General features: G+C 67.2%; 21 protein-coding genes. 12 read left to right on the top strand and 9 right to left on the bottom strand.

The genetic code is table 11. The annotated features are described in order from the left end of the window. The first annotated feature begins 8 nt into the window (after window positions 1–8). The 3 genes from VV867_RS06525 to rffA are packed head-to-tail and all read left to right on the top strand — an operon-like array spanning window position 9 to window position 3,740. Window positions 9–965 carry a lysylphosphatidylglycerol synthase transmembrane domain-containing protein gene (locus tag VV867_RS06525; protein WP_328565913.1) on the top strand — a complete coding sequence of 319 codons (957 nt, stop codon included), beginning with the start codon at window positions 9–11 and terminating at the stop codon, window positions 963–965. Continuing rightward, complete coding sequence (locus VV867_RS06520) at window positions 962–2,590, top strand: hypothetical protein (protein WP_328565912.1); 1,629 nt, start codon at window positions 962–964, stop codon at window positions 2,588–2,590. The genes VV867_RS06525 and VV867_RS06520 overlap by 4 nt, the downstream gene beginning before the upstream one ends. Before the next feature lie 4 nt (window positions 2,591–2,594). After that, window positions 2,595–3,740 carry a dTDP-4-amino-4,6-dideoxygalactose transaminase gene (gene rffA, locus VV867_RS06515; RefSeq protein WP_328565911.1) on the top strand — a complete coding sequence of 382 codons (1,146 nt, stop codon included), beginning with the start codon at window positions 2,595–2,597 and terminating at the stop codon, window positions 3,738–3,740. Between the two features lie 213 nt (window positions 3,741–3,953). Here the strand turns inward: rffA and VV867_RS06510 are convergent, their stop codons facing one another. The 5 genes from VV867_RS06510 to VV867_RS06490 all read right to left on the bottom strand — a co-directional run bounded on the left by VV867_RS06510 (window position 3,954) and on the right by VV867_RS06490 (window position 8,128). Further along, window positions 3,954–4,652: a pirin family protein gene (locus tag VV867_RS06510; RefSeq protein ID WP_089391870.1), complete on the bottom strand. Its 699-nt coding sequence runs from the start codon at window positions 4,650–4,652 to the stop codon at window positions 3,954–3,956. A 129-nt stretch (window positions 4,653–4,781) separates the two neighbouring features. Then, window positions 4,782–5,546, bottom strand: coding sequence for an L-cystine ABC transporter ATP-binding protein TcyN (tcyN, locus tag VV867_RS06505; RefSeq protein ID WP_328565910.1), 765 nt, complete (start codon window positions 5,544–5,546; stop codon window positions 4,782–4,784). Continuing rightward, on the bottom strand, window positions 5,543–6,214 hold the full coding sequence (gene tcyL, locus VV867_RS06500) for a cystine ABC transporter permease (protein WP_275630524.1): 672 nt from the start codon (window positions 6,212–6,214) through the stop codon (window positions 5,543–5,545). The genes tcyN and tcyL overlap by 4 nt, the downstream gene beginning before the upstream one ends. After that, window positions 6,214–7,017 carry a cystine ABC transporter substrate-binding protein gene (gene tcyJ / locus VV867_RS06495; RefSeq protein WP_275627366.1) on the bottom strand — a complete coding sequence of 268 codons (804 nt, stop codon included), beginning with the start codon at window positions 7,015–7,017 and terminating at the stop codon, window positions 6,214–6,216. The genes tcyL and tcyJ overlap by 1 nt, the downstream gene beginning before the upstream one ends. 112 nt (window positions 7,018–7,129) lie before the next feature. Further along, window positions 7,130–8,128 (bottom strand): D-cysteine desulfhydrase, encoded by a 999-nt coding sequence (locus tag VV867_RS06490; protein WP_328565909.1) that lies wholly within the window; start codon window positions 8,126–8,128, stop codon window positions 7,130–7,132. A 189-nt stretch (window positions 8,129–8,317) separates the two neighbouring features. Between VV867_RS06490 and hflK (VV867_RS06485) the strand changes: the two genes are divergently transcribed. The 9 genes from hflK (VV867_RS06485) to VV867_RS06445 all read left to right on the top strand — a co-directional run bounded on the left by hflK (VV867_RS06485) (window position 8,318) and on the right by VV867_RS06445 (window position 17,406). After that, complete coding sequence (gene hflK / locus VV867_RS06485; protein ID WP_328565908.1) at window positions 8,318–10,291, top strand: protease modulator HflK; 1,974 nt, start codon at window positions 8,318–8,320, stop codon at window positions 10,289–10,291. Then, entirely contained in the window at window positions 10,288–11,307 is a 1,020-nt protein-coding gene (hflC, locus tag VV867_RS06480; protein ID WP_328565907.1) for a protease modulator HflC, read from the top strand. Before hflK (VV867_RS06485) ends, hflC begins: the two co-directional genes overlap by 4 nt. Continuing rightward, a complete protein-coding gene (gene hflK, locus VV867_RS06475; protein WP_328565906.1) occupies window positions 11,300–12,325 on the top strand; it encodes a protease modulator HflK in 1,026 nt (341 codons plus the stop codon). The genes hflC and hflK (VV867_RS06475) overlap by 8 nt, the downstream gene beginning before the upstream one ends. Window positions 12,326–12,424: 99 nt before the next feature. Next, window positions 12,425–12,913: a hypothetical protein gene (locus tag VV867_RS06470; protein ID WP_256595967.1), complete on the top strand. Its 489-nt coding sequence runs from the start codon at window positions 12,425–12,427 to the stop codon at window positions 12,911–12,913. Window positions 12,914–12,925: 12 nt separating this feature from the next. Beyond that, window positions 12,926–14,896: a cation-translocating P-type ATPase gene (locus VV867_RS06465; protein WP_328565905.1), complete on the top strand. Its 1,971-nt coding sequence runs from the start codon at window positions 12,926–12,928 to the stop codon at window positions 14,894–14,896. A 69-nt stretch (window positions 14,897–14,965) separates the two neighbouring features. Further along, window positions 14,966–15,169, top strand: coding sequence for a hypothetical protein (locus VV867_RS06460; RefSeq protein WP_009618454.1), 204 nt, complete (start codon window positions 14,966–14,968; stop codon window positions 15,167–15,169). A gap of 93 nt (window positions 15,170–15,262) precedes the next feature. Next, complete coding sequence (locus tag VV867_RS06455; RefSeq protein WP_275627361.1) at window positions 15,263–15,520, top strand: hypothetical protein; 258 nt, start codon at window positions 15,263–15,265, stop codon at window positions 15,518–15,520. A 2-nt stretch (window positions 15,521–15,522) separates the two neighbouring features. Next, the gene (gene cobF / locus VV867_RS06450) at window positions 15,523–16,290 is read left to right on the top strand and encodes a precorrin-6A synthase (deacetylating) (protein ID WP_328565904.1); all 768 of its coding nucleotides are present in this window, start codon (window positions 15,523–15,525) and stop codon (window positions 16,288–16,290) included. 90 nt (window positions 16,291–16,380) lie between these two features. Next, window positions 16,381–17,406, top strand: coding sequence for a Fic family protein (locus VV867_RS06445; RefSeq protein ID WP_275627359.1), 1,026 nt, complete (start codon window positions 16,381–16,383; stop codon window positions 17,404–17,406). 198 nt (window positions 17,407–17,604) lie between these two features. Here the strand turns inward: VV867_RS06445 and VV867_RS06440 are convergent, their stop codons facing one another. The 4 genes from VV867_RS06440 to VV867_RS06425 are packed head-to-tail and all read right to left on the bottom strand — an operon-like array spanning window position 17,605 to window position 21,094. Next, window positions 17,605–18,225 (bottom strand): ABC-type transport auxiliary lipoprotein family protein, encoded by a 621-nt coding sequence (locus tag VV867_RS06440; RefSeq protein WP_328565903.1) that lies wholly within the window; start codon window positions 18,223–18,225, stop codon window positions 17,605–17,607. Beyond that, complete coding sequence (locus VV867_RS06435; RefSeq protein ID WP_328565902.1) at window positions 18,222–19,160, bottom strand: MlaD family protein; 939 nt, start codon at window positions 19,158–19,160, stop codon at window positions 18,222–18,224. The genes VV867_RS06440 and VV867_RS06435 overlap by 4 nt, the downstream gene beginning before the upstream one ends. Beyond that, window positions 19,161–19,949, bottom strand: a complete 789-nt coding sequence (locus VV867_RS06430) for an ABC transporter ATP-binding protein (RefSeq protein ID WP_328565901.1) — start codon at window positions 19,947–19,949, stop codon at window positions 19,161–19,163. It abuts the gene before it with no gap. After that, the gene (locus VV867_RS06425) at window positions 19,946–21,094 is read right to left on the bottom strand and encodes an MlaE family ABC transporter permease (protein ID WP_328565900.1); all 1,149 of its coding nucleotides are present in this window, start codon (window positions 21,092–21,094) and stop codon (window positions 19,946–19,948) included. Before VV867_RS06425 ends, VV867_RS06430 begins: the two co-directional genes overlap by 4 nt. Between the last annotated feature and the right edge of the window lie 43 nt (window positions 21,095–21,137).

Raw genomic sequence — 21,137 nt, 5'->3', positions numbered from 1 at the left:
GATTGTTGATGTCTCGTCGTATGTGGCTGGTTCTCTTCCAGGCAAGCTTCTCTGTTGCCGTGGTCGTCTACCTCATTCGTTTTCTCGATTGGTCGGCTATCGCCTCGCTGCTGCGCGATGGGAGCCTTTATCGTCTTTGGCCTGGGCCGTTGATTCTTCTCGTGGGGCTGGTCATGGCTGCCAATCGTTGGCGCCTGGTTCTTGCCGCTTTAGGTATCGTCCTGCGATCTTCGAGTGCTCTCTATCTGTATCTGGTGGGTACCTTCTACGGTGTCATGTTGCCCGGTGTGCTGGGTGGCGATGCTGTGAGGGTGGCTCTGTGTGCGGCGCGTCAGCGTGGTGCCCTATCCAGGGTTCTGGCTTCGGTGGCCATTGAGCGTGGACTGGGGCTTTGCGGGGTGGCCTTGGTCGGTTCGCTGGGCGTGCTTGCGCTGAATGATGCCCTTCGTCGAAAGCTAGGTTCGGAGGCCCTGTTGATTGCCCCGACGATTGTGGCCTCACTATTGGTTTTCATCGTGGCGCTGAGCGGTACTCCATGGTTGTTGAAATGCCTTGGCGGCAGGCTTGTCGGCCAGCATCTGGACAGATTGGTGGTGCTCTACCAGAAGTTATGGAGTCTCCCGTCTGGGACTTTGTTGTCTACTTTGCTGCTTAGCACCTTGTTCCAGGCTGCAGATATCCTGGTTTTCTATTACTTCGCGCAGGTCATGGCACTGGAACTGCCCCTGGCACTCTGCCTGGTAGTCATTCCAATCATCTATCTGTCAACTGTATTACCCATTTCACTGGGGGGTATAGGTGTTCGGGAAGGTGTGATGGTCTGGTTGCTGGGAAGAGTCGGTGTGCCAGTCGCAGACGCCGTGCTGCTCGCCTTCCTGATGTATCTCAATCGTGTGGTGCTTGCCCTGATCGGTGGTGCCGTAGCGGCACTGCATACCCTGATCAGTGCTGGAAAACGCACGTGAATTCGATATCGGTTTCCGCCCGCTGGGCGCGTACCCTGCCATTGGCGTTGCCGTTGCTGCTCTGTGTGTTGTTGTCGAGCGCATTGTCGGTATGGGAGCCCTACTGGCAGACCAATGACGATGTAGGCATGGCGATGCGTGTGGAAGGGTTCGGCTCGATTGCCGTGCCCAGTCGCAATCTGATCTTCTCCAACGCCCTGTGGGGGGCGTTCATTCAATGCATACCGAGTGTCCGCGGGTTACTTGGATATTCGTTGGTCACTTACCTGGTTCTGTTGGCAGTTGCGCTAGTGGCCTGCCATTTTCTCATCCGTCGAGGCATGGGCCCCGGGGCCGCCGTGGTTGCGGTATTCAGCGTATTCTTTTACCCGTGCGTCTTCCCACAATTCACAGTTGTTTCAGGGCTGGCTGGGGCGGCAGCTGTGCTGGCGCTGCTGGATTATCGGGAACGACGTGGCAACGGGGCGCTGTTCCTGTGCTTCATTCTGGCCCTAGTGTCCTATCTGATTCGATGGAACGAGTTTCTCTTCATCGTTGCTGTTTCGATACCACTCTGGTTGTCGCTCCGTATCCTGCGTGATCGGGCGTTTCTCTTGCTGTTCCTTGCAATTGCTGCTGCCAGCCTTGCGGCAATCGCTTTCGATCGCGCGTCCTATTCGGATGTCAGTTGGGCGAAGTACAACGCCTTCAATGCCGTAAGGGTGAAGCTTACGGACTATGGCCTGGCGGACTATCTGAAAACCCTCCCCCTGAATTCTTCCAGCGATCTGAGCGGCAATGATTTCGACCTGTTGAGGAGCTGGTTCTTTGTCGATGACAACCTGACGTCTTCGCGGACCATGGAGGCGTTACGCCAGGCTGTGCCGGGTGAACTCAGTGCGCCGCGTAGCGTTGGGAGGGGGATCGAATCCATCCATTCTGCTTGGCAGGATCCACGTGCTTTTCCACTTGCGCTGGCTGGGCTAGTCATCGGTGCGCTGTTGGGTAGTTCGCGAATGTGGCTATGCCTTTTTTTATTTTATGCTGGTCTGTTCTATACCGGTTATATAGGTAGGCCAGGTGTCTTCTGGGCCTATTATCCAGCGTTGAGTGCTTGCCTCCTGTGGATGGTTGCACAGGCGTCTGCGTTGCGAGGTGCGCGCCGGTGGCTGGCATATATCGCACTTTGTTCTTTGGCGGCCAGTACCTTTTGGCAAACAGTAAAACAACATCAGCAGATAGACGGGATGGTCCAGGACATCCGGCGCGACGTCAAAGAGCTGGGTACGGATGTGATCGTGACCTGGGGGGGTTATTTCCCCTATGAATATGTCTACTCGCCGCTTGATCGTGATCTGCACAACGCAGGGTTTCGTTTTTACTCCCTCTCATCAGGAACCTATGCTCCGACTTCGCTGGCCTATCGACTGGAAAGTGAGAAACCAGGCTGGTTCGTACAACGCCTGCTGTCCTCGCAAGGCCTCGACTTCAGTGGCTATGCCGATAGGCCGATTCCAGCCCAGGGGGAATATCTTCGCAACTACTGCATGCAGCGGCATCAAGGTGAGTTGGAGCTCAAGGTCGTGAAGAATCTTGGCAGTATTGTTGTCGTCAATGCCAGATGCATAACCGGAAACAAGGGATAAGCCTGTGTCGAAGAAGCTTCCATTCAATCGCCCGTACATTTCTGGACGAGAGCTTTACAATATCGCCAATGCTCATCTTTCCGGACATCTTTCTGGGGATGGTCAGTACACCAAGTTGTGCCATGCCTGGCTGGAGCGATACACCCGATCGGCCAAGGCGCTCTTGACCCATTCCTGCACTGCGGCTTTGGAAATGACTGCTCTGCTGCTGAAGATCCAGCCGGGAGATGAAGTCATAATGCCTTCGTTTACCTTCGTTTCCACAGCCAATGCCTTTGTCTTGCGCGGAGCGGTGCCGGTCTTCGTGGATATCCGCGAGGATACTCTCAATCTTGATGAGCGCCTGATCGAGTCGGCAATCACTGAACGTACCCGTGCACTGGTACCGGTCCACTATGCAGGTGTCGCCTGTGAAATGGATAGCATCATGGCCGTCGCGCATAAACGGCAGATCAAGGTCGTGGAAGATGCGGCCCAGGGTGTGATGGCATCTTATAAGGGACGTGTTCTGGGAAGCATTGGAGACCTTGGAGCATATAGCTTCCATGAGACCAAGAATGTCATCTCTGGAGAGGGCGGGGCATTGCTGGTCAACGACCCGATGCTGGTCCAGCGCGCGGAGATCATTCGCGAAAAGGGGACCGACCGCAGTCGCTTTTTCCGAGGCGAAGTGGACAAGTACACCTGGCAGGAAGTGGGGTCCTCATTCCTCCCTGGCGAATTGATAGCGGCATTCCTCTGGGCGCAGCTCGACGAAGCCGAACGCATCACCAAGGAGCGTTTGGCATGCTGGGAGCTGTATCACGAACTGCTCGAACCGCTGGAGAAGGAAGGCCTCCTGCGTCGCCCCGTGGTGCCTGCCGACTGTCAGCACAACGCCCATATGTACTATGTGCTACTGGATTCCGCTGCAAGTCGGGAGCAACTGCTGGATGATCTGAAGCGACAAGGGATAGGGGCCGTTTTCCATTACGTGCCGCTGCACGCCTCCCCGGCAGGTGAGCGCTATGGTCGAGTACACGACAGCATGGCGGTGACTGAACGGCAATCCGAGCGCTTGGTACGTCTACCCTTGTGGCTGGGGATTTCCGAAGCGGAGCAGAACCAGGTCGTCGAACAGATCAAAATCAGCCTTAAGTTCAATGGTTGATGGACCGAAAAAAGGCACGCCGAGCAGGCTGTGTGAAAACCTCAGGATCGGTCCCGCTGGTTAAAAAACAACCTGGATTTCGCGTTTCTACGCGGATTCTGGATTGGCTGAATAGCCAAGCCTCTTCAGATTTCACGTAGGAACGCTCTCTTCGAAGAGCCGCTCGGGTTTTCACACAGCCTGCGAGGCGTGCCTTTTCGTTGTAGGTGGGGATCAGGCAACATCCACCAGAATCACCTCGCTGTCCTCCAGCGCCGTCACCTTCACCATCGCTTCCTCGGCGATGGCAGCGCCGTCGCGGGCGGCGAGGGGCACGCCGTTGACTTCCACCTTGCCGGTCGCCGGCACCAGGTAGGCGCGGCGGTCGGCACCCAGGGGGTACTCGGCGCTTTGCCCGGCCTTCAGGGTGGCGGCCACCAGGCGGCCGTCGGCGCGGATGCGCAGGGCGTCCTCGTCGCTCTCAAAGCCGCTGGCGAGGGTCACGAAGCGGCCGGCGCGGTCGCCTTTGGGGAACGGCTTGGCGCCCCAGGACGGCGTGCCGCCGCGTTGCGTCGGCAGGATCCAGATCTGGAAGATCCTGGTCACGTCCTTTTCCAGGTTGTACTCGGAGTGGACGATGCCGCTGCCGGCGCTCATCACCTGCACGTCGCCCGCTTCGGTGCGGCCCTTGTTGCCCAGGCTGTCCTGGTGGGTGATCGCACCCTGGCGCACGTAGGTGATGATTTCCATCTCGCGGTGCGGGTGCGGCGGGAAGCCGGTGCCCGGGTCGATCTCGTCGTCGTTCCAGACGCGCAGGTTGCCCCAGCTCATGCGCTCGGGGTCGTAGTACTCGGCGAAGGAGAAGTGGTGCTTGGCGTTGAGCCAGCCGTGGTGGGCGCCGCCGAGCTGGTCGAAGGGTCTGCGTTCGATCATGGGATCAGTCCTCTTGGGGCGCAAGGCCGGCGGAGTGGCCGGCCTGCGCGGTTCATGGAGGTTATGTTGATCCCGATCGAATTGATAAAAAAGCGCAAATATCCGAGCTTTGATATCGAATAATATGATCTATTCGGGGCGGCCCTGCTCGGGGTTGAGGAACTTGCTGAGGAATTGCCGGGTGCGTTCCTCGCGGGGCTGGGCGAACAGCGTCTTGGCGTCGCCCTGTTCGACGATCACCCCCTTGTCGATGAAGATCGCCCGGTTGGCGACGTCGCGGGCGAAGCTCATCTCGTGGGTGACGATGACCATGGTGCGCTTTTCCTGGGCCAGGCCGCGGATGGTCGCCAGCACTTCGCCCACCAGTTCCGGGTCCAGCGCCGAGGTGGGCTCGTCGAAGAGGATCACGTCCGGCTGCATGGCCAGGGCCCGGGCGATGGCCACGCGTTGCTGCTGGCCACCGGAGAGACGCTTGGGATAGGCATCCTCCTTGCCGGCCAGGCCGACCTTGGCCAGCAACTGGCGGGCGCGCTGCACGGCGCTCTCGCGGGGCTCCTTCTTGACGATCACCGGGCCTTCGATGACGTTCTCCAGCGCAGTGCGGTGGGGGAACAGGTTGAAGTTCTGGAACACGAAGCCGACGTGCTGGCGCAGCTTGCGGATCAGCCCCTGCTGCGGCTTGAGCGGGCGCGAGGCGTCGATCTCGATGTCGCCGACACGGATGGTCCCGCCGTTGGGTATCTCCAGCAGGTTCAGGCAGCGCAGCAGGGTGGTCTTGCCCGAGCCGCTGGGGCCGATGATCGCCACCACCTCGCCGGCCGCGACCGAGAGGTCGATGCTCTTGAGCACCTCCTGGCCGCGGAACCGCTTGGTGAGCTTGCGTACCTCGATCATGCCTCGTGCTCCTGGTCATGGCGGTTGACCCGCGCTTCCAGGCGGTTCTGCAGGTGCGCCAGGACGCTGGCGAGCACCCAGTAGATGAGCGCCGCGGTGAGGTACATGGTGAACACCTCGAAGGTCCGCGCGGTGATCAGCTGTGCCTGGCGGAACAGCTCCGGCACCTGGATGGTGGCAGCCAGGGCGGTGTCCTTGACCAGCGAGATGAAGCTGTTGCCCAGCGGCGGCAGGGCGGTGCGCGCGGCCTGCGGCAGCACCACCCGGCGCAGCGTCTGGGCGCGGGTCATGCCGATGCTGGAGGCCGCCTCCCACTGGCCGCGGTCGATGGAGCCGATGGCCGCGCGGAGGATCTCGCAGACGTAGGCGGCCATGTTCAGCGAGAAGCCGATCAGCGCCGCCGGCAGCGGGTCCAGCTCCAGGCCCAGCTGCGGCAGGCCGTAGTAGATCATGAACAACTGCACCAGCAGCGGCGTGCCGCGGAAGAAGGACACGTAGATGCGCGCGAGCCAACTGAACACGGCGTGGCCGTACAGGCGCGCCAGGGCGAGGATAAACCCCAGCAGCAGCCCGAAGAACATGCCGCCGACGCTCAGGACTACCGTGAAGACCGCGCCCTTGAGCAGGAAGGGCGCGGAATCCAGCGCAAGCTGCAGGCTTTCGTCGATCATTGGGTCACGTCAGCCTGGAACCACTTCTCCGAGAGTTGCTTCAGCGAACCGTCGGCCTTGAACTTCTCGATGGCCTTGTTCAGCGCGCCGAGCAGCTCGGGGTTGCCCTTGCGCAGGGCGATGCCGGCTTCCTGGCGGGCGAAGGGCGCGCCGGTCAGGGCCATGGCGCCCTTGGTCTTGTTGACCATGTCGAAGGCTGCCAGGCGGTCCACCAGGATCACGTCGATGCGCCCGCTGCGCAGGTCCTGGAACTTGGTCGGGTCGTCCTCGTAGGTGCGCACGTCGGCCTGCGGCACGTTCTGCTTCAGCCACTGTTCGTAGTTGGTGCCCAGGCCCACGCCGACCTTCACCCCGGCGAGCTTCTCGGGCTTGTCGTATTTGCTTTCGTCGCCCTTGCGCACCAAGGCCTGGATGCCCGAGACGGTGTAGGGCTCGGAGAAGTCGTACTTCTTCTTGCGCTCCTCGGAGATGGTCACCTGGTTGATCACCACGTCCAGGCGCTTGGATTCGAGGGCGGCGAGGATGCCATCCCACTTGGTCGGCTGGAACTTGGCCTTCACCCCCAGCTCCTTGGCCAGCAGCTCGGCGAAGTCCACCTCGAAGCCGGACAGCTTGCCGCTCTCGTCGACGAAGCTGAAGGGCGGGTAGGTGCCTTCCAGGCCGACCTTGATCGCGCCGTTGGCCTGGATCTGTTTGAGCAGGTCCTCGTCGGCCGAGGCCTGCTGGCCGAGGAAGCTGGCGCCGAGGGCCAGGGTCAGGCCGGCGAAGATGAAACCGCGTCGCAGGATGGAGAAGTTCATGGTTGCCCTCGTTCTTGGTGTTTCAAGCAGGTTAGTAGGCCGCGGGACTATAGGGGGTCAATGGTTATGCAATAAAATAATAAAATTTCTTATTCATATAACCCGTGTGAATTCACAGGAACGCCGGGTAGGCGAACAGCGCCGGGGCGCCGCCGGTATGCAGGAACAGCAGCGGGCCGTCGGCGAAGCGGCCCTTGGCCACGCCGTCGAGCAGGCCGGCCATGGCCTTGCCGGTGTAGACGGGGTCGAGCAGCAGGCCCTCGGTCGCGGCGAGCAGGCGCAGCGCGTCCAGGGTGCCGGCGTTGGGCTCGCCATAGCGCGGGCCGAAGTAGGCGTCCCACAGGTGCACGGCGCAATGCGCCGCCAGCGGCCGCCCGAGCAGGTCCGCGGTGCGTTGCGCCAGGCCTTCCACCTTGGGCCGCTGGGCGGCGTCGGGGCGCGAGACGGTGACGCCGATCACCGGGGTTTCCGGCAGTGCCTCGGCCAGCGCCAGGGCCATCCCGGCGTGGGTGCCGGCGCTGCCGGAGGCGAGCACCACGGCGGCGAAGTGGCGGCCGCTGGCGCGCACCTGCTCGGCCAGTTCCAGGCCGGCGCGCACGTAGCCCAGGGCGCCAAGGGCATTGGAACCGCCGATGGGCACCAGGTAGGGCTTGCGCCCCTGGGCGCGCAGGCGCTCGCAGGCCTGCTCCAGCAGGGCGTCGGCGTCGTCGAGGTTGGCGACCGCTTCCACCTGGGCGCCGAACAGGTCGAGCAGCAGGCGGTTGCCGTTGCCCAGGTAATTGGCGTCGGCGGTGCCGATGGGGTTTTCCAGCAGGGCCAGGCAGCCCAGGCCCAGGCGCGCGGCCAGCGCCGCGGTCTGGCGCACGTGGTTGGACTGGATGGCGCCGGCGGTGACCAGCACGTCGGCGCCGGCGGCCAGCGCATCGGCGGCGAGGAACTCCAGCTTGCGCACCTTGTTGCCGCCCATGGCCAGCGGGGTGAGGTCGTCGCGCTTGACGAAGATCTCCCGGCCCAGCCGCGCCGAGAGCCGTTCCAGCTTGTCCAGTGGAGTGGGGGCGCCGACCAGGTCGAGGCGGGGGAAGCGGGCGAGGGATTCGCGCAGGGAGCTCATCGGGGACCTCGGCGGTACTTGAACGGTTCGCCAAGATAGAACGCTGCGGGGCCGCGCGGCAAATCGCGGACGGGGCTTTTCTTTGCGCCGAGTCTCGACGAGAATTTCACCCCGACTGTTATAAGGTTACATTTTGTTTCCCTGCGCGCCGATGTACCGGCTGGCCCCATGGCCGCCTCTGGAGTTGTGATGCGAGTCGACCTGGACACCGCGGGTGAGGACCTGCAGGCGCTGCCGCGCTTCCAGCAGGCCGCGGTGCATGCCCGGCGCCTGTTCGCCCTGGCCCTGGGCAGCGCCGTGCTGGCCGGGCTGCTGTTCCTCCTGGCGATCCTCATCGGCCTGTTCGCTGCCCGTTCGCCCTGGCTGCCATTGCTGTGCAACAACGCCGCGGCCTTGCTGCTGCTGGCCGCGGCGGCGCAGTCGGCCTGGCGTGTGGACGCCTGGCGGGCGCGGGCGCTGGGGCAGGAGCCGGGGCTGCGCTGGTTCGGCGGGCGCGAGGTGGCGCAGGAGGCGCTGCCGCCCGAGGCGCTGAGTGCCTATGACCGCTTCCTCGACAGCATCGGCCGTGGCATCCGCGGGCTATTGCTGCGCGTCGGTCCCGGCGCGCTCTGGCTGGCCGGGCTCGCCGTCGCCGCGTTGCTGGTGATCCGCGCTGGCTGGAGCCTGGCGCTGCCGGGGGCCGACCTCGGCCAGGCGGCCTATGTCGGCGCCGGCCTGCTGTTGCTGGGCGCCTTCGGCCTGTTGGTGCTGGAGCGCCACCTTGCTGCCAGCACCGCGGCCCAGTGGCCGGAGGCCGCCGCCCTGGCGCCGCTGCTGCGGCTGGTCATCGCCGTGCAGCTGCTGTCGCTGCCCGGCCTGCTGTTCGCCAGCGCCGACAACCTCTGGCCGGTGCGCCTGCTGGTATTGCTCGGCCTGCTGCCCGCCGCGGTGGCCGTGGAGCTGCTGGCGCGCGCGGTGTTTTCCGCCTTCCTGCCGCAGCGCGGGCGCGAGGAGCCGCGCCTGGTCGCCCGCAGCCTGGTGGCCGGGCAACTGCGCTGGCCGCCGCGGCCGCTGCAGTTCCTGCAGGACGAATTGCAGCAGCGCTTCGGCATCGACCTGCGCCAGGTCTGGGCGTTCGCCTTCATGCGCCGCGCCTTCCTGCCGGTGGCCGCGCTGGTGGCGCTGGTGGGCTGGCTGCTCAGCGGCATCCACGAGGTGCCCCTGGACGGCCGCGGCGTCTACGAGCGCTTCGGCAAGCCCGAGGCGGTGCTGCAGCCGGGCCTGCATGCCGGGCTGCCCTGGCCGTTCGGGCGGGTGATCGCGGTGGAGAACGGCGTCATCCACGAACTGGCCACCTCCGGCGATTCCGCCACCGCCGACCCGCCGGGCCCGGCCGAGGGCCCCGCGCCGGACAGCGCCAACCGCCTGTGGGACGCTTCCCACCGCAGCGAGAAATCCCAGGTGATCGCCAGCGCCGCCGACGGCAAGCAGAGCTTCCAGGTGGTCAACATGGACGTGCGCTTCGTCTACCGCATCGGCCTGAGCGATGCCGCGGCCCTGGCCGCCACCTACAACAGCGCCGACGTGCCGGCGCTGATCCGCAGCACGGCCAGCCGCGTGCTGGTCCACGACTTCGCCTCGCGCACCCTGGACAGCGTCCTCGGCGGCCAGCGCGAGGCCCTGGCGCAGGACATCGGCAAGGCCGTGCAGGCCGACCTCGACGACCTGCACAGCGGCGTGGAAATCCTCGCCACCGTGGTCGAGGCCATCCACCCGCCGGCCGGTGCGGCGAATGCCTACCACGGCGTGCAGGCGGCACAGATCACCGCCCAGGCATTGATCTCCCGCGAGCGCGGCAAGGCCGCCGAACAGAGCAACGAGGCCCGCCTGGCCGCCAGCCAGGCAGTGGACAAGGCCAACGCCGACGCCCGCGAGACGCTGGCCGCGGCCCGGGCCGCCGGCCTGCGCTTCGGCGCCGAGCGCAAGGCCTGGCAGGACGCCGGCCAGTCGTTCCTGCTGGAACAGTATTTCGCCCGCCTGGGCCAGGGCCTGGGCAGTGCCAGCGCCCTGGTCATCGACCACCGACTGGGCGCCGGCGATGCGCCGACCCTCGACCTGCGCGGCTTCCTCGCCGCGCCCTTCGACCCGGCGCGCAAGCCGGCCAAACAGGAGCTCGCCCCTTGAGTTCGTCGCACAGCCACGACCACGCGCACCACGACCACGAGCACGGCCACCCTCATCACGACCATGAGCACGCCGGCGCCGGGCCCATGCCCTGGCGGCGCATGGCCCTGGCCGCGCTGCTGGTGCTGTTCGCCGCCGCCAGCGCCTGCCTGGTGCAGGTGCGCTCCGGCGAGGCGACCGTGGTCACCCGCTTCGGCAACCCGGTGCGGGTGCTGCTGCAGCCGGGCCTGGCCTGGCGCCTGCCGGTGCCCTTCGAGGCGGCCATCCCGGTGGACCTGCGCCTGCGCACCACCTCCAGCGGCCTGCAGGACGTCGGCACCCGCGACGGCCTGCGCATCATCGTCCAGGCCTACGTGGCCTGGCAGGTGCAGCCCGATGCGGACGACGTGCAGCGCTTCATGCGCGCCGTGCAGAACCAGCCGGACGAGGCGGCGCGGCAGATCCGCACCTTCGTCGGCTCGGCCCTGGAAACCACCGCCAGCGGCTTCGACCTGGCCGACCTGGTGAACACCGACGGCGGCAAGGTGCGCATCGCCGACTTCGAGCAGCGCCTGCGTGCCCAGATCGACAAGACCCTGCGCGATACCTACGGCGTGCGCGTGCTGCAGGTGGGCATCGAGCGCCTGACGCTGCCCTCGGTGACCCTCGGCGCCACCGTCGACCGCATGCGCGCCGAGCGCGAGACCATCGCCACCGAGCGCACCGCCGAGGGCAAGCGCAAGGCCGCCGAGATCCGCTCCGCCGCCGAGCGCGACGCGCGCATCCTGCAGGCCGACGCCACGGTCAAGGCCGCCGACATCGAGGCGCAGTCCCGCGTCGAGGCGGCGCAGATCTACGCCAAGGCCTACGCCGGCTCGCCCGAGCTGTACAACCTGCTGCGCTCGCTGGACACCCTGGGCACCATCGTCAACTCCGGCACCCGCCTGGTCCTGCGTACCGACGCCGCGCCTTTCCGCGTGCTGGTGGACGGCCCGCCGCAACTGCCGGCGCCGAAGCCGGGTGCGCAGCATGACTGAGCGCGGGGAGGGCGGCAGCCCCTGGCTGCAGGCCGGGCGCCTGGCGTTCGTCGCGCTCTATGGTGTGACGCTGCTGGCGGCGCTCGGCTGGGCGCTGTCCAACGTCCGCGAGGTCGGCCCGGACAGCCGCGCCGTGGTGCTGCGCATGGGCGCCCTGCAGCGCATCGCCAACCCCGGCCTGCTGCTGGCCTGGCCGCGGCCCTTCGAGCAGGTGGTGCTGCTGCCGGCCGCCGAGCGGGTCATCGAGCGCCGGGTGGAAACCCTGCTGCGCTCGGCCCAGGCGCAGAAGGCCGACCTCGACGTCAGCCTGGTCAACGACGCCACGGCCGGCTCCGGCTACCTGCTGACCGGCGACGCCGGCGTCGTGCAGCTGGACGTGCGGGTGTTCTACAAGGTGGTCGACCCCTACGCCTACGTGCTCCAGGGCGAGCACGTGCTGCCGGCGCTGGACCGCCTGGTGGCGCGCAATGCTGTGGCCGTGTGCGCGGCCCGCGACCTGGACACCATCCTGGTCGCCCGCCCCGAGCTGGTCGGCAGCGACAGCGCCGTGGCCGAGCGCCGCGAGCGCCTGCGCGGCGACCTGCAGCAGGGCGTCAACCAGAGCCTGGCGGCACTGGCTGCCGCCGGCAGCGGGCTGGGCATCGAGATCGAGCGGGTGGACGTGCAGTCCTCGCTGCCGCGCGAGGCGGTGAGCGCCTTCAACGCCGTGCTCACCGCCAGCCAACTGGCCGAGCAGAACGTCGCCAGCGCGCAGAACGACGCCGCGCGGCAGACCCAGGCAGCCACCCAGGCCGCCGACCGCACCCTGCAGGTGGCCCGCGCCCAGACCGGCGAGCGCCTGGCCAAGGCCCATGCCGACACCGCCACCATCGCCAGCCTGGCCGCCAGCCAGGACCCGGGCCTGCTGCTGCGGCTGTACCGCGAGCGGGTGCCGGGCATACTCGCCAAGGCCGGTTCGGTGACCACGGTCGATCCGCGCGACGCCGGCCGCCTGATCCTCCAGGGGCCGCAGCCGTGAAGCAATGGGCGGACAGATGTCACACGGACGCGCTAGGCTCGCCGAGGGCCACGGGCCCGACACCCACATTCCGAGAAAACACCTAGGGCGGGACACTCCATGAACGCTGTCGCTTACCGGCACTCCTCCACTCCGTCGCGGGGCAACCGCTGGCGCCCCCTGGGCGCACTGCTGCTGGCCCTGGGCATGCTGCTCGGCGCCGGCAGCGCCGAGGCCGGCCGCGAGCTGCCCTCGGGCATGCTGGTGGGCGTGGTGGACAGCGCCAGCTTCCCGGTCATCACCCTCAAGCGGCCCAAGCCCAATCTGCTCAAGCAGGTGGTCAGCCTGGGGCTGTACGAAAAGACCGTGAGCTACCCGGTGGCCGTCTCGGTGCGTATCCGCACCGAGAACAACCTGTTCATCGTCAACGGCCTGATGCCGCAGCTGAAGGACAAGTTCGTCGCGCTGAAGACTGGCCAGAGCGGCCAGATCAACCAGATCTGGGTGCTGACCGAAGCCGAGGCCGAGGAATACGTGAAGCGCCCGGACACGCGCTTCCCACCCCGGGCGACCATCCTCAAGGATGACGACACCGCGTCGACCCAATGACCTGAGCCATCGATGAGCGCACACCACCACCACGGCCATCACCATGGCCACAGCCACGGCCATCTCACCGGGGCCATGCTCAGCCGCGACGAGCAGCGCGCCGCCGCCCGCCAGCTGAGCCTGGCCATGCTCGCCCTCGGCCTGCTGCTGCTCGGCCTGCTCTGGCGCTGGCTGGCGCCGCAGCAGGAGGGCGTGGCGCAGCTGCTGCTGGGCGTCGCCTCGCTGCTGGTGGCGGTGCCGGTGCTGCGCTCGGCCACCGCCAGCCTGCGCCACCCCAGCCTGCACGGCATCACCGACCAGTTGATCGCCCTGGCCATGCTCGGCGCCTGGGCCACCGGCGACCTGCTGACCGCCGCGCTGCTGCCGATCATCATGATCTTCGGTCACGTGCTGGAAGAGCGCAGCGTGATCGGCTCCCAGGAAGCCATCGAGGCCCTTGGCCGCCTGACCCGCAGCCAGGCCCGGCGGATCCGCGCCGACGGCGCCGTGGAGGAAGTGGACAACGCCCAGCTGCGCGCCGGCGACCAGGTGGAAGTGCGCGCCGGCGACCGCGTGCCGGCCGACGGCCGGGTGCTGGACGGCCAGGCCAGCCTGGACACCGCGCCCATCACCGGCGAGTCGGTGCCGCTGGAGGCCGGCGCGGGAATGGAGGTCTACGGCGGCGCCATCAACCTCGACGGCCTGCTGCGCATCGAGGTGACGCGTACCGGCGAGGAATCCACCCTGGGCAAGGTGATCGCCCTGATGCAGCGCGCCGAACGCGCCAAGCCGCCGATCACCCGCCTGCTGGAGCGCTACGCCGGGCTCTACATGGTGCTGGTACTGCTGATCGCCGCGGTCACCTGGTTCGTCACCAACGACCCCCAGGCCATGCTCGCCGTGCTGGTGGCCGCCTGCCCCTGCGCCCTGGTGCTGTCGGCGCCGGCCACGGCCATCGCCGGCATCGCCGTGGCGGCGCGCCACGGCATCCTGATCCGCAGCTCGGCCTTCCTCGAGGAACTGGCCGACCTGACCTCGCTGGTGGTCGACAAGACCGGCACCCTGACCCACGGCAGCCTGCGCCTGCAGGCCCTGCGCGGCGAGCCGGGGGAAGACTCGGCAGCCCTGCGCCAGCTGGCCGCCAGCCTTGGCGCGGCCAGCAGCCACCCGGTCAGTCGCGCCCTGGCCGCGCTGGTGCCCCACGACGCCTACCACCCGCTGGAAGACATCCGCGAACGCCAGGGCCTGGGCGTGCTCGCCCACACCCCGCAGGGCGAGGCGGCCCTGGGCCGGCCCGAACTCTTCGCCCAGCTGGGCATCGCCACGGCGCCGGTGCCCGAGCACGACGGCCCCATCGCCGGCCTGGCCCTGGGCGGGCGTTTCCGCGCCTGGCTGCTGCTGGCCGACAGCCTGCGTCCGGAAGCGCCCCAGGCCATGGCCGAGCTGCGCGAACTGGGCCTGGGCCGCCAACTGCTGCTCACCGGCGACCGTCGCAGCGTCGCCGAGGGCGTGGCGCGCGAGGTGGGCATCGCCGAGGTCAGCGCCCAGGCGCTGCCGGAAGACAAGCTGCGCCGCGTCGGCGAGGAAATCGACAAGGGTTTCCGCCCGCTGGTGGTGGGCGACGGCATCAACGACTCGCTGGCGCTCAAGGCCGGCGTGGTCGGCGTGGCCATGGGCGCCGGCGGCGCCGACATCGCCCTGGCCTCGGCCGACGTGGTGCTGATCGGCAGCGACCTGCGCCGCCTGGGCACCTGCGTGCGGCTGAGCCGCCAGTGCCGGCGCACCCTGCAGGTCAACGTGGCGATCGGCCTGGGCTGGACCCTGGCGATAGTCGCGGCCGCCGCCTTCGGCCTGCTCGGCGCCGCCGGGGCGATGATCGCCGCCGTGCTGCACAACCTCAGCACCCTGCTGGTGCTGGGCAACGCCGGGCGCCTGCTGCGCTTCGACGAAAGCCTCGGCCAGGCGCAGCCGGCGGGGCCCGCGGGGCAACCGGTCGGCGCCTGAGCAGCAGCGGGCGTGGCGCCTATCGGGTATGATGGGCGCCGTTTCCGTATCCCTCATCCGGTCCACACCATGACTTCCTCGCAACAGCCGCCGCGCGACGACAGCGCGGACACCCCGGCCCAGGCCCCGCTGTCCCTGGCCGAACTGACCCGCGCCGCCCTTGCCGCGCAGAAGGACGCCGCCGCCGGCTACCAGCCGCGCAAGGCCCACGACAAGGACGTACGCCGGCCGCCGGCGCCCCGCGGCTCGCGCCGCTCCATGGGCAAGCGCTGAGGGAGCAAATGGCCGCCGGGCTTGTCGAAGCAGGCCTGACATCCTCAGAATGACCGGCTTCGCACCTTTGCCGGTCGCAGACAAGGAGAGGCAATGAAAGCGATTCCCCTGTTGCTCGGTGCCAGCCTGCTGGTACTGGGCGGCTGCAAGACCTTCGGTGGCCACTACGAGATCGACGCCGTCGACGCCAACGGGCAGAAGCTCAACAAGAAGTCCTTCCTGGCCCAGGGCACCGGCCTCTACACGGTGCGCAACGCGCTCTGCTCCAGCTACCCCAAGGCCACGGTGATCATCCGTGACCTCGACGCCGACCAGGAACTGGAAGGCGAAAGCCCCTACCACTGCAAATGACCATGAAACGACTGCTGCTGATCGGCGTGGGCGCCGGCGACCCCGAGCAACTGACCATCCAGGCGGTCAAGGCGCTGAACCGCGCCGATGTCTTCTTCCTGCTCGACAAGGGCGCCAGCAAGACCAAGCTGCTCGACCTGCGCCGCGACATCTGCGAACGCTACGTCGAGCGCACCGACTACCGCCTGGTGGAAGCCTCCCTGCCGGAGCGCGAGCGCGGCGTGGCCGACTACGCCGGCAGCGTGGTGGACCTCAATGCGGCCAAGCAGGCGTTGTTCGAGCAACTGATCGACGAGCACGTGGCCGACGGCGAATGCGGCGCTTTCCTGGTCTGGGGCGACCCGGCGCTGTACGACAGCAGCATCCGCATCCTCGACGCCATCCTCGCCAGCGGCCGGCTGCGCTTCGACTACGAAGTCATCCCCGGCATCACCAGCGTGCAGGCCCTGGCCGCGCGCCACCGCATCCCGCTGAACCACATCGGCGGCGCGGTGCAGATCACCACCGGCCGCCGCCTGGCCCGCGAGGGCATGCCCGCCGGCGTGGACGACGTGGTGGTGATGCTCGACGCCCAGGACAGCTACACCGGCCTGCGCGGCCAGGACCTGGAGATCTTCTGGGGCGCCTACGTCGGCACCCCGGACGAGCTGCTGGTCGCCGGGCGCCTGGACGAAGTCGCCGAGCGCATCCGCGAGACCCGCCTGGAGGCCCGCGAGGCCAATGGCTGGATCATGGATACCTATCTGTTGCGGCGGGTGGAGAATCAATAACGTGCGCTCGGTGTCTGCCGCGGGTGGCAGTGCTACCAATGTACGCACTATCGCTTCGGATGCCTGCGCAGACTCGGACCAGATATCGCCATGAAGGCCTATGAACCACCGCTTGCCCTTTCCGCTTCACTGCTGCGATTGGTCGGTGAAATCTGCGAGCGGGTCGGCCGACTTTCGGTGGGTGGCGACTCGGCATTGACGCCTCAACTACGGCGCGGCAACCGTATCCGTACCATTCAGGCCTCTCTGGCCATCGAAAACAACACCCTCAGCGTCGAGCAGGTCACTGCCGTGCTGGAGGGGAAGCGGGTGCTGGGATTGCCCCGTGAAATCCAGGAAGTGCGCAATGCCTTTCGCGCCTATGAATACCTGCCTTCCTGGCACCCGACCTCTCAACCCGATCTATTGGCAGCCCACGCCAGCCTGATGGAAGGGCTCATCGACGACGCGGGGCATTTTCGACAGGGCGGTGTTGGCATCTACCGGGGTGACCAACTGCTACACATGGCGCCGCCGGCCAACCGTATCCCGACGCTGGTGGGGCAGTTGCTGGAGTGGCTGGGCCATACGGACTGGCACCCGCTACTGGCGAGTTGTGTTTTTCATTACGAGTTCGAATTCATTCACCCGTTCGCCGATGGCAACGGGCGCATGGGGCGACTCTGGCAGACCTTGATACTCAGTCGCTGGAATCCGCTGTTGGCTTATTTGCCGGTGGAGACGGTCATCCATGCTCAGCAGGAGGCCTACTACGCGGCCTTGGCCGAGGCCGACCATGTTGCACAGGCGACGCCCTTCGTTGACTACATGTTGCGGGCATTACTGGCAGCCATGGACGAAGTCGCGCAGACCGAACAAGTAAGCGATCAAGTTACCGATCAAGTAAACGAGAGCGTGCAACAGCTGTTGCAGGCTTTCAACAAGGGAGAAGCCCTCAAGTCCTCGGAAATCATGCGCAGGTTGGGGTTGTCGCACCGGCCAACCTTCCGGAAGAACTACCTGGGGCCGGCGATGGCGTCCGGATTGCTGGAAATGACCCAACCGGATTCGCCGCGCAGTCCCCTGCAGTGTTATCGCTTGACCGATCCGGGTTGGCGCAGGCGGGTTTCCGACTAGCCGTGGCGATGGGTTTCGCTCGCTCAACCCATCCTGCGAAAGGCGCTCCGTAGGGCGTATAACCGTTCGCGGTTATACGCCGATACGCTGGGGCCACAGCCAACACCGAGGTTGGCCTTGGCGCCGCCGGGGACTGAGGCCAAACGGCGGATAACGCCGTAGGCGTTATGCGCCCTACGTGCCATGGGGGGCGGTCTTTCACCGCTCGAACTTCTGCGCCTGCCCCTGCTGCAACGTCCAGCCCACCACCTCCGTCGCCAGGCGGTCGGTGGCCTGGCCGAAGGCCGTGACCACTTCCGGCACCTTTTCCCCGGTGGCCGGCTGGCGGACCTCGAAGCGGCGTGTCGCGACGATGCGCTGGGTGGCGCTGCGCACCAGGCGGGCTTCGAGGACGACCACCGCTTCCACGCCCTTGTCGCGGTATTCGCCCTGGAAGGCGCGCAGGTCGCCGCCCAGTTCCAGGTCGGCCTGCAGGCTGACCTCGTCGCTGCTCAGGGCCTGGATGCGGCCGTCGGCGCGGAAGGCGTCGAGCAGGCGGTCGCGCAGCAGCGGCGGGGTGGCGTCGGCCCAGCGGGCGCCCTTGTAGACGCTGAGCAGGTCGCCCCTGGGCTGCACGGCGATGCGGTTGCTGTCCAGCACCTGGCTGGCCCGGGGCGCCAGCACCCGCAGCGACCAGTCCACCGCCGGGGTGGCGCGTGGCGGTTGCTGCTGCGCCGGCAACAGGTAGACGTCCGGGGTCTCGGCCCTGGGCAGGATCGAGCAGGCCCCGAGCAGGGCGGCGAGGGCGCTGTAGCCGAGCAGGCGCAGGGGGGCCTTCATGGTTGGAACTCCTTGGTGCGGTTGCCGCCGAACAGGTAGTTGGTCGGGTTCTCTTCCAGGCGGCGGGTCACCCGCTGCAGGTTCTCCAGGGTGGCGCGCAGTTCGCGCACCGCCGGGCCTATCTCGCCCAGGCCGTTCAGCCCGCCGTTCACCGAGTCGTAGTTGCTGTCCAGCAGGCGGTCGATCTTCTCGCTGCTGCGCTGCAGTGCGGCGAGAGTCTGCCGGGCGCTGAGCAGGGTGTCCTTGCCCTGGCTGCCGAGCAACTGGTTGGCGTTGCCCAGCAGTTGGCTGGCATTGGCCAGGGTCAGCTTCGCCTGTTCGCTGGCCGCGGCCAGTTCCTGCACGGTGCGGCGGATGTCACCGCGCTGCTCGGCGATCACCGCGGTGGCCTGGTCGATGTGGTCGAGGGTGCGGCTGATGCGGTCGACGTTCTCCTGGGAGAACATGCGGTTGACGTTGTTGATCAGGTTGCTGACGTTGGTGGCGATGTCCTCGCCGTTGGCCAGCAGCTTGCTCAGTGGCGAGGGGATGGTCTTGATCACCGGCACCTGGCCGTCCTTGCCCACCAGCGGCGGGCTCTCCGGCGAGCCGTTGCTGAGCTGGATGATGGCGGTGCCGGTGACCCCGGTGATGGCCAGCTTGGCGCGGGTGTCCTGGCGGATCGGCGTCTGGTCGAACACGCGGATGCGCGCCAGCACCTTGCGCGGGTCCTGCGGGTCGAGGCGCAGGCTGACCACGTCGCCGACCTTGATCCCGCTGTACTGCACGGTGCCACCCTGGGACAGGCCGGTCACCGCCTCGGTGAAGATCACGTCGTAGTAGTTGTACTGCTGGTCGCTGCTGTTCTTGGCCAGCCACAGGCCGAAGAGCAGGCCGCCGATGGCCACCAGCACGGTGAACAGGCCGATGACCACGTGGTGGGCGCGGGTTTCCATTCAGTTCTCCTCCCGCAGGCGGTCCGCCGCCTGCTGCGCGGCACGGCCGCGCGGGCCGTGGAAATAGTCCTGGACCCAGGCGTCGGGGTTGGCGGCCACCTCGTCGAGGCTGCCGACCACCAGCACGCGTTTCTGCGACAGCACCGCGACGCGGTCGCAGATGGTGTAGAGGGTGTCCAGGTCGTGGGTGACCAGGAACACGGTGAGGCCGAAGGCCTCGCGCAGGGTCAGGATCAACTGGTCGAAGGCCGCCGCGCCTATGGGGTCGAGGCCGGCGGTGGGCTCGTCGAGGAACAGGATGTCCGGGTCCAGGGCCAGGGCGCGGGCCAGGGCGGCGCGCTTGACCATGCCGCCGGACAGCTCCGAGGGGTACTTGTCGCCGGCCTCCGGCGGCAGGCCGGCCAGGGAGATCTTCACCTTGGCCAGGTACTCGGCGTCCTCGCGGGCCAGCCCGGCGTGCTCGATCAGCGGCAGGCAGACGTTCTCGCTGACGGTCAGCGAGGAGAACAGCGCGCCGTTCTGGAACAGCACGCCGAAGCGCCGCTCGATCTTCGAGCGCTGCTCCGGCGGCAACTCCAGCAGGTTCTGCCCGAACACCTGGATCCGCCCTTCCTGGGGCCGGCGCAGGCCGATGATGGCGCGCAGCAGCACCGACTTGCCGGTGCCGGAGCCGCCGACCACGCCGAGGATCTCGCCGCGGCGCACGTCCAGGTCCAGGTGCTCGTGCACCGCGTGGTCGCCGAAGCGGTTGCACAGGTCGCGGACCTGGATGATGGCTTCGTCGCTCACCAGCCCATCTCCATGAAGAACAGCGCGGCGATGGCGTCGATGACGATCACCGCGAAGATCGACTGGACCACCGCCGAGGTGGTGTGCTCGCCCACCGACTGCGCGCTGCCGCTGACGCGGAAGCCTTCCAGGCAGCCGATCACGGCGATCACGAAGGCGAACACCGGCGCCTTCACCAGGCCGACCAGGAAGTGCTGCACGGCGATGTCGTTCTGCAGCATGACCATGAACATGCGCGGCGAGATGTCCAGCGACAGCGCGCAGACCACGCCGCCGCCGACGATGCCCGAGAGCATGGCGAGGAAGGTCAGCAGCGGCAGCACCAGCAGCAGTGCCAGCACCCGCGGCAGCACCAGCAGTTCCATCGGGTCCAGGCCCAGGGCGCGGATGGCGTCGATCTCCTGGTTCGACTTCATCGAGCCGATCTGCGCGGTGAAGGCGCTGGCGGTGCGCCCGGCCAGCAGGATGGCGGTGAGCAGCACGCCGAACTCGCGCAGGAACGAGAAGCCCACCAGGTCGACGGTGTAGATGGCCGCGCCGAACTTGTTCAGCACGGTGGCGCCGAGGAAGGCCACCACGGCGCCGACCATGAAGGTCAGCAGGGCCACGATGGGCACGGCGTCCAGGCCGGTCTGCTCCATGTGCGCGGCCAGCGAGGTGGGCCGCCAGCGCCGTGGGTTGAGGGCGCAGCGCAGCAGGCTTTCGAGGGTCAGGCCGATGAAGCCGAGCACGCCCACCAGGTCCTTCCAGAAGGTTTCCATGGCGCAGCCGATGCGTTCCAGCAGGTCGGCCAGGGCGTTGTTCGGCGGCGGCTTCTTCTCGTGCAGGCGGCACTGGGTGATGGAACTGCCCACCGCGCGCAGCAGGTCGCGGCGCTCCCTGGGCACGTCCGCGGCGATCTCGTCCAGGCGTTGCAGGCCGCTGGCGCCGATCAGGTCGGCGAGCAGGCTGGCGCCGGCGGTATCGAGGGCGCCGAGTTGGCGGAAGTCGAAGCCCCCGGCATGGGCGCGCTGGCCGTCCAGCGCGCCGACCTGGCGCTGCAGGTCGGCGAAATGGGCGAGCGTCCAGTCGCCGCTGACTTGCAGCAGGGGCGGGGAGGCGGAGGTGTCCAGGCGCAGCTGGCCGGCTTGAGCGGTTTCGGTCATCCCACGGAGTCTAGCGGAGTTGTATGGCGGCACCATCCGTCGC

Origin of the sequence: Pseudomonas sp. JH-2 (assembly GCF_036231725.1) — a bacterium.
GTDB classification, from domain to species: domain Bacteria; phylum Pseudomonadota; class Gammaproteobacteria; order Pseudomonadales; family Pseudomonadaceae; genus Pseudomonas; species Pseudomonas delhiensis.
Note: the sequence above shows the minus strand (reverse complement) of the source record. Positions and strands in the feature narration are given on the sequence as shown.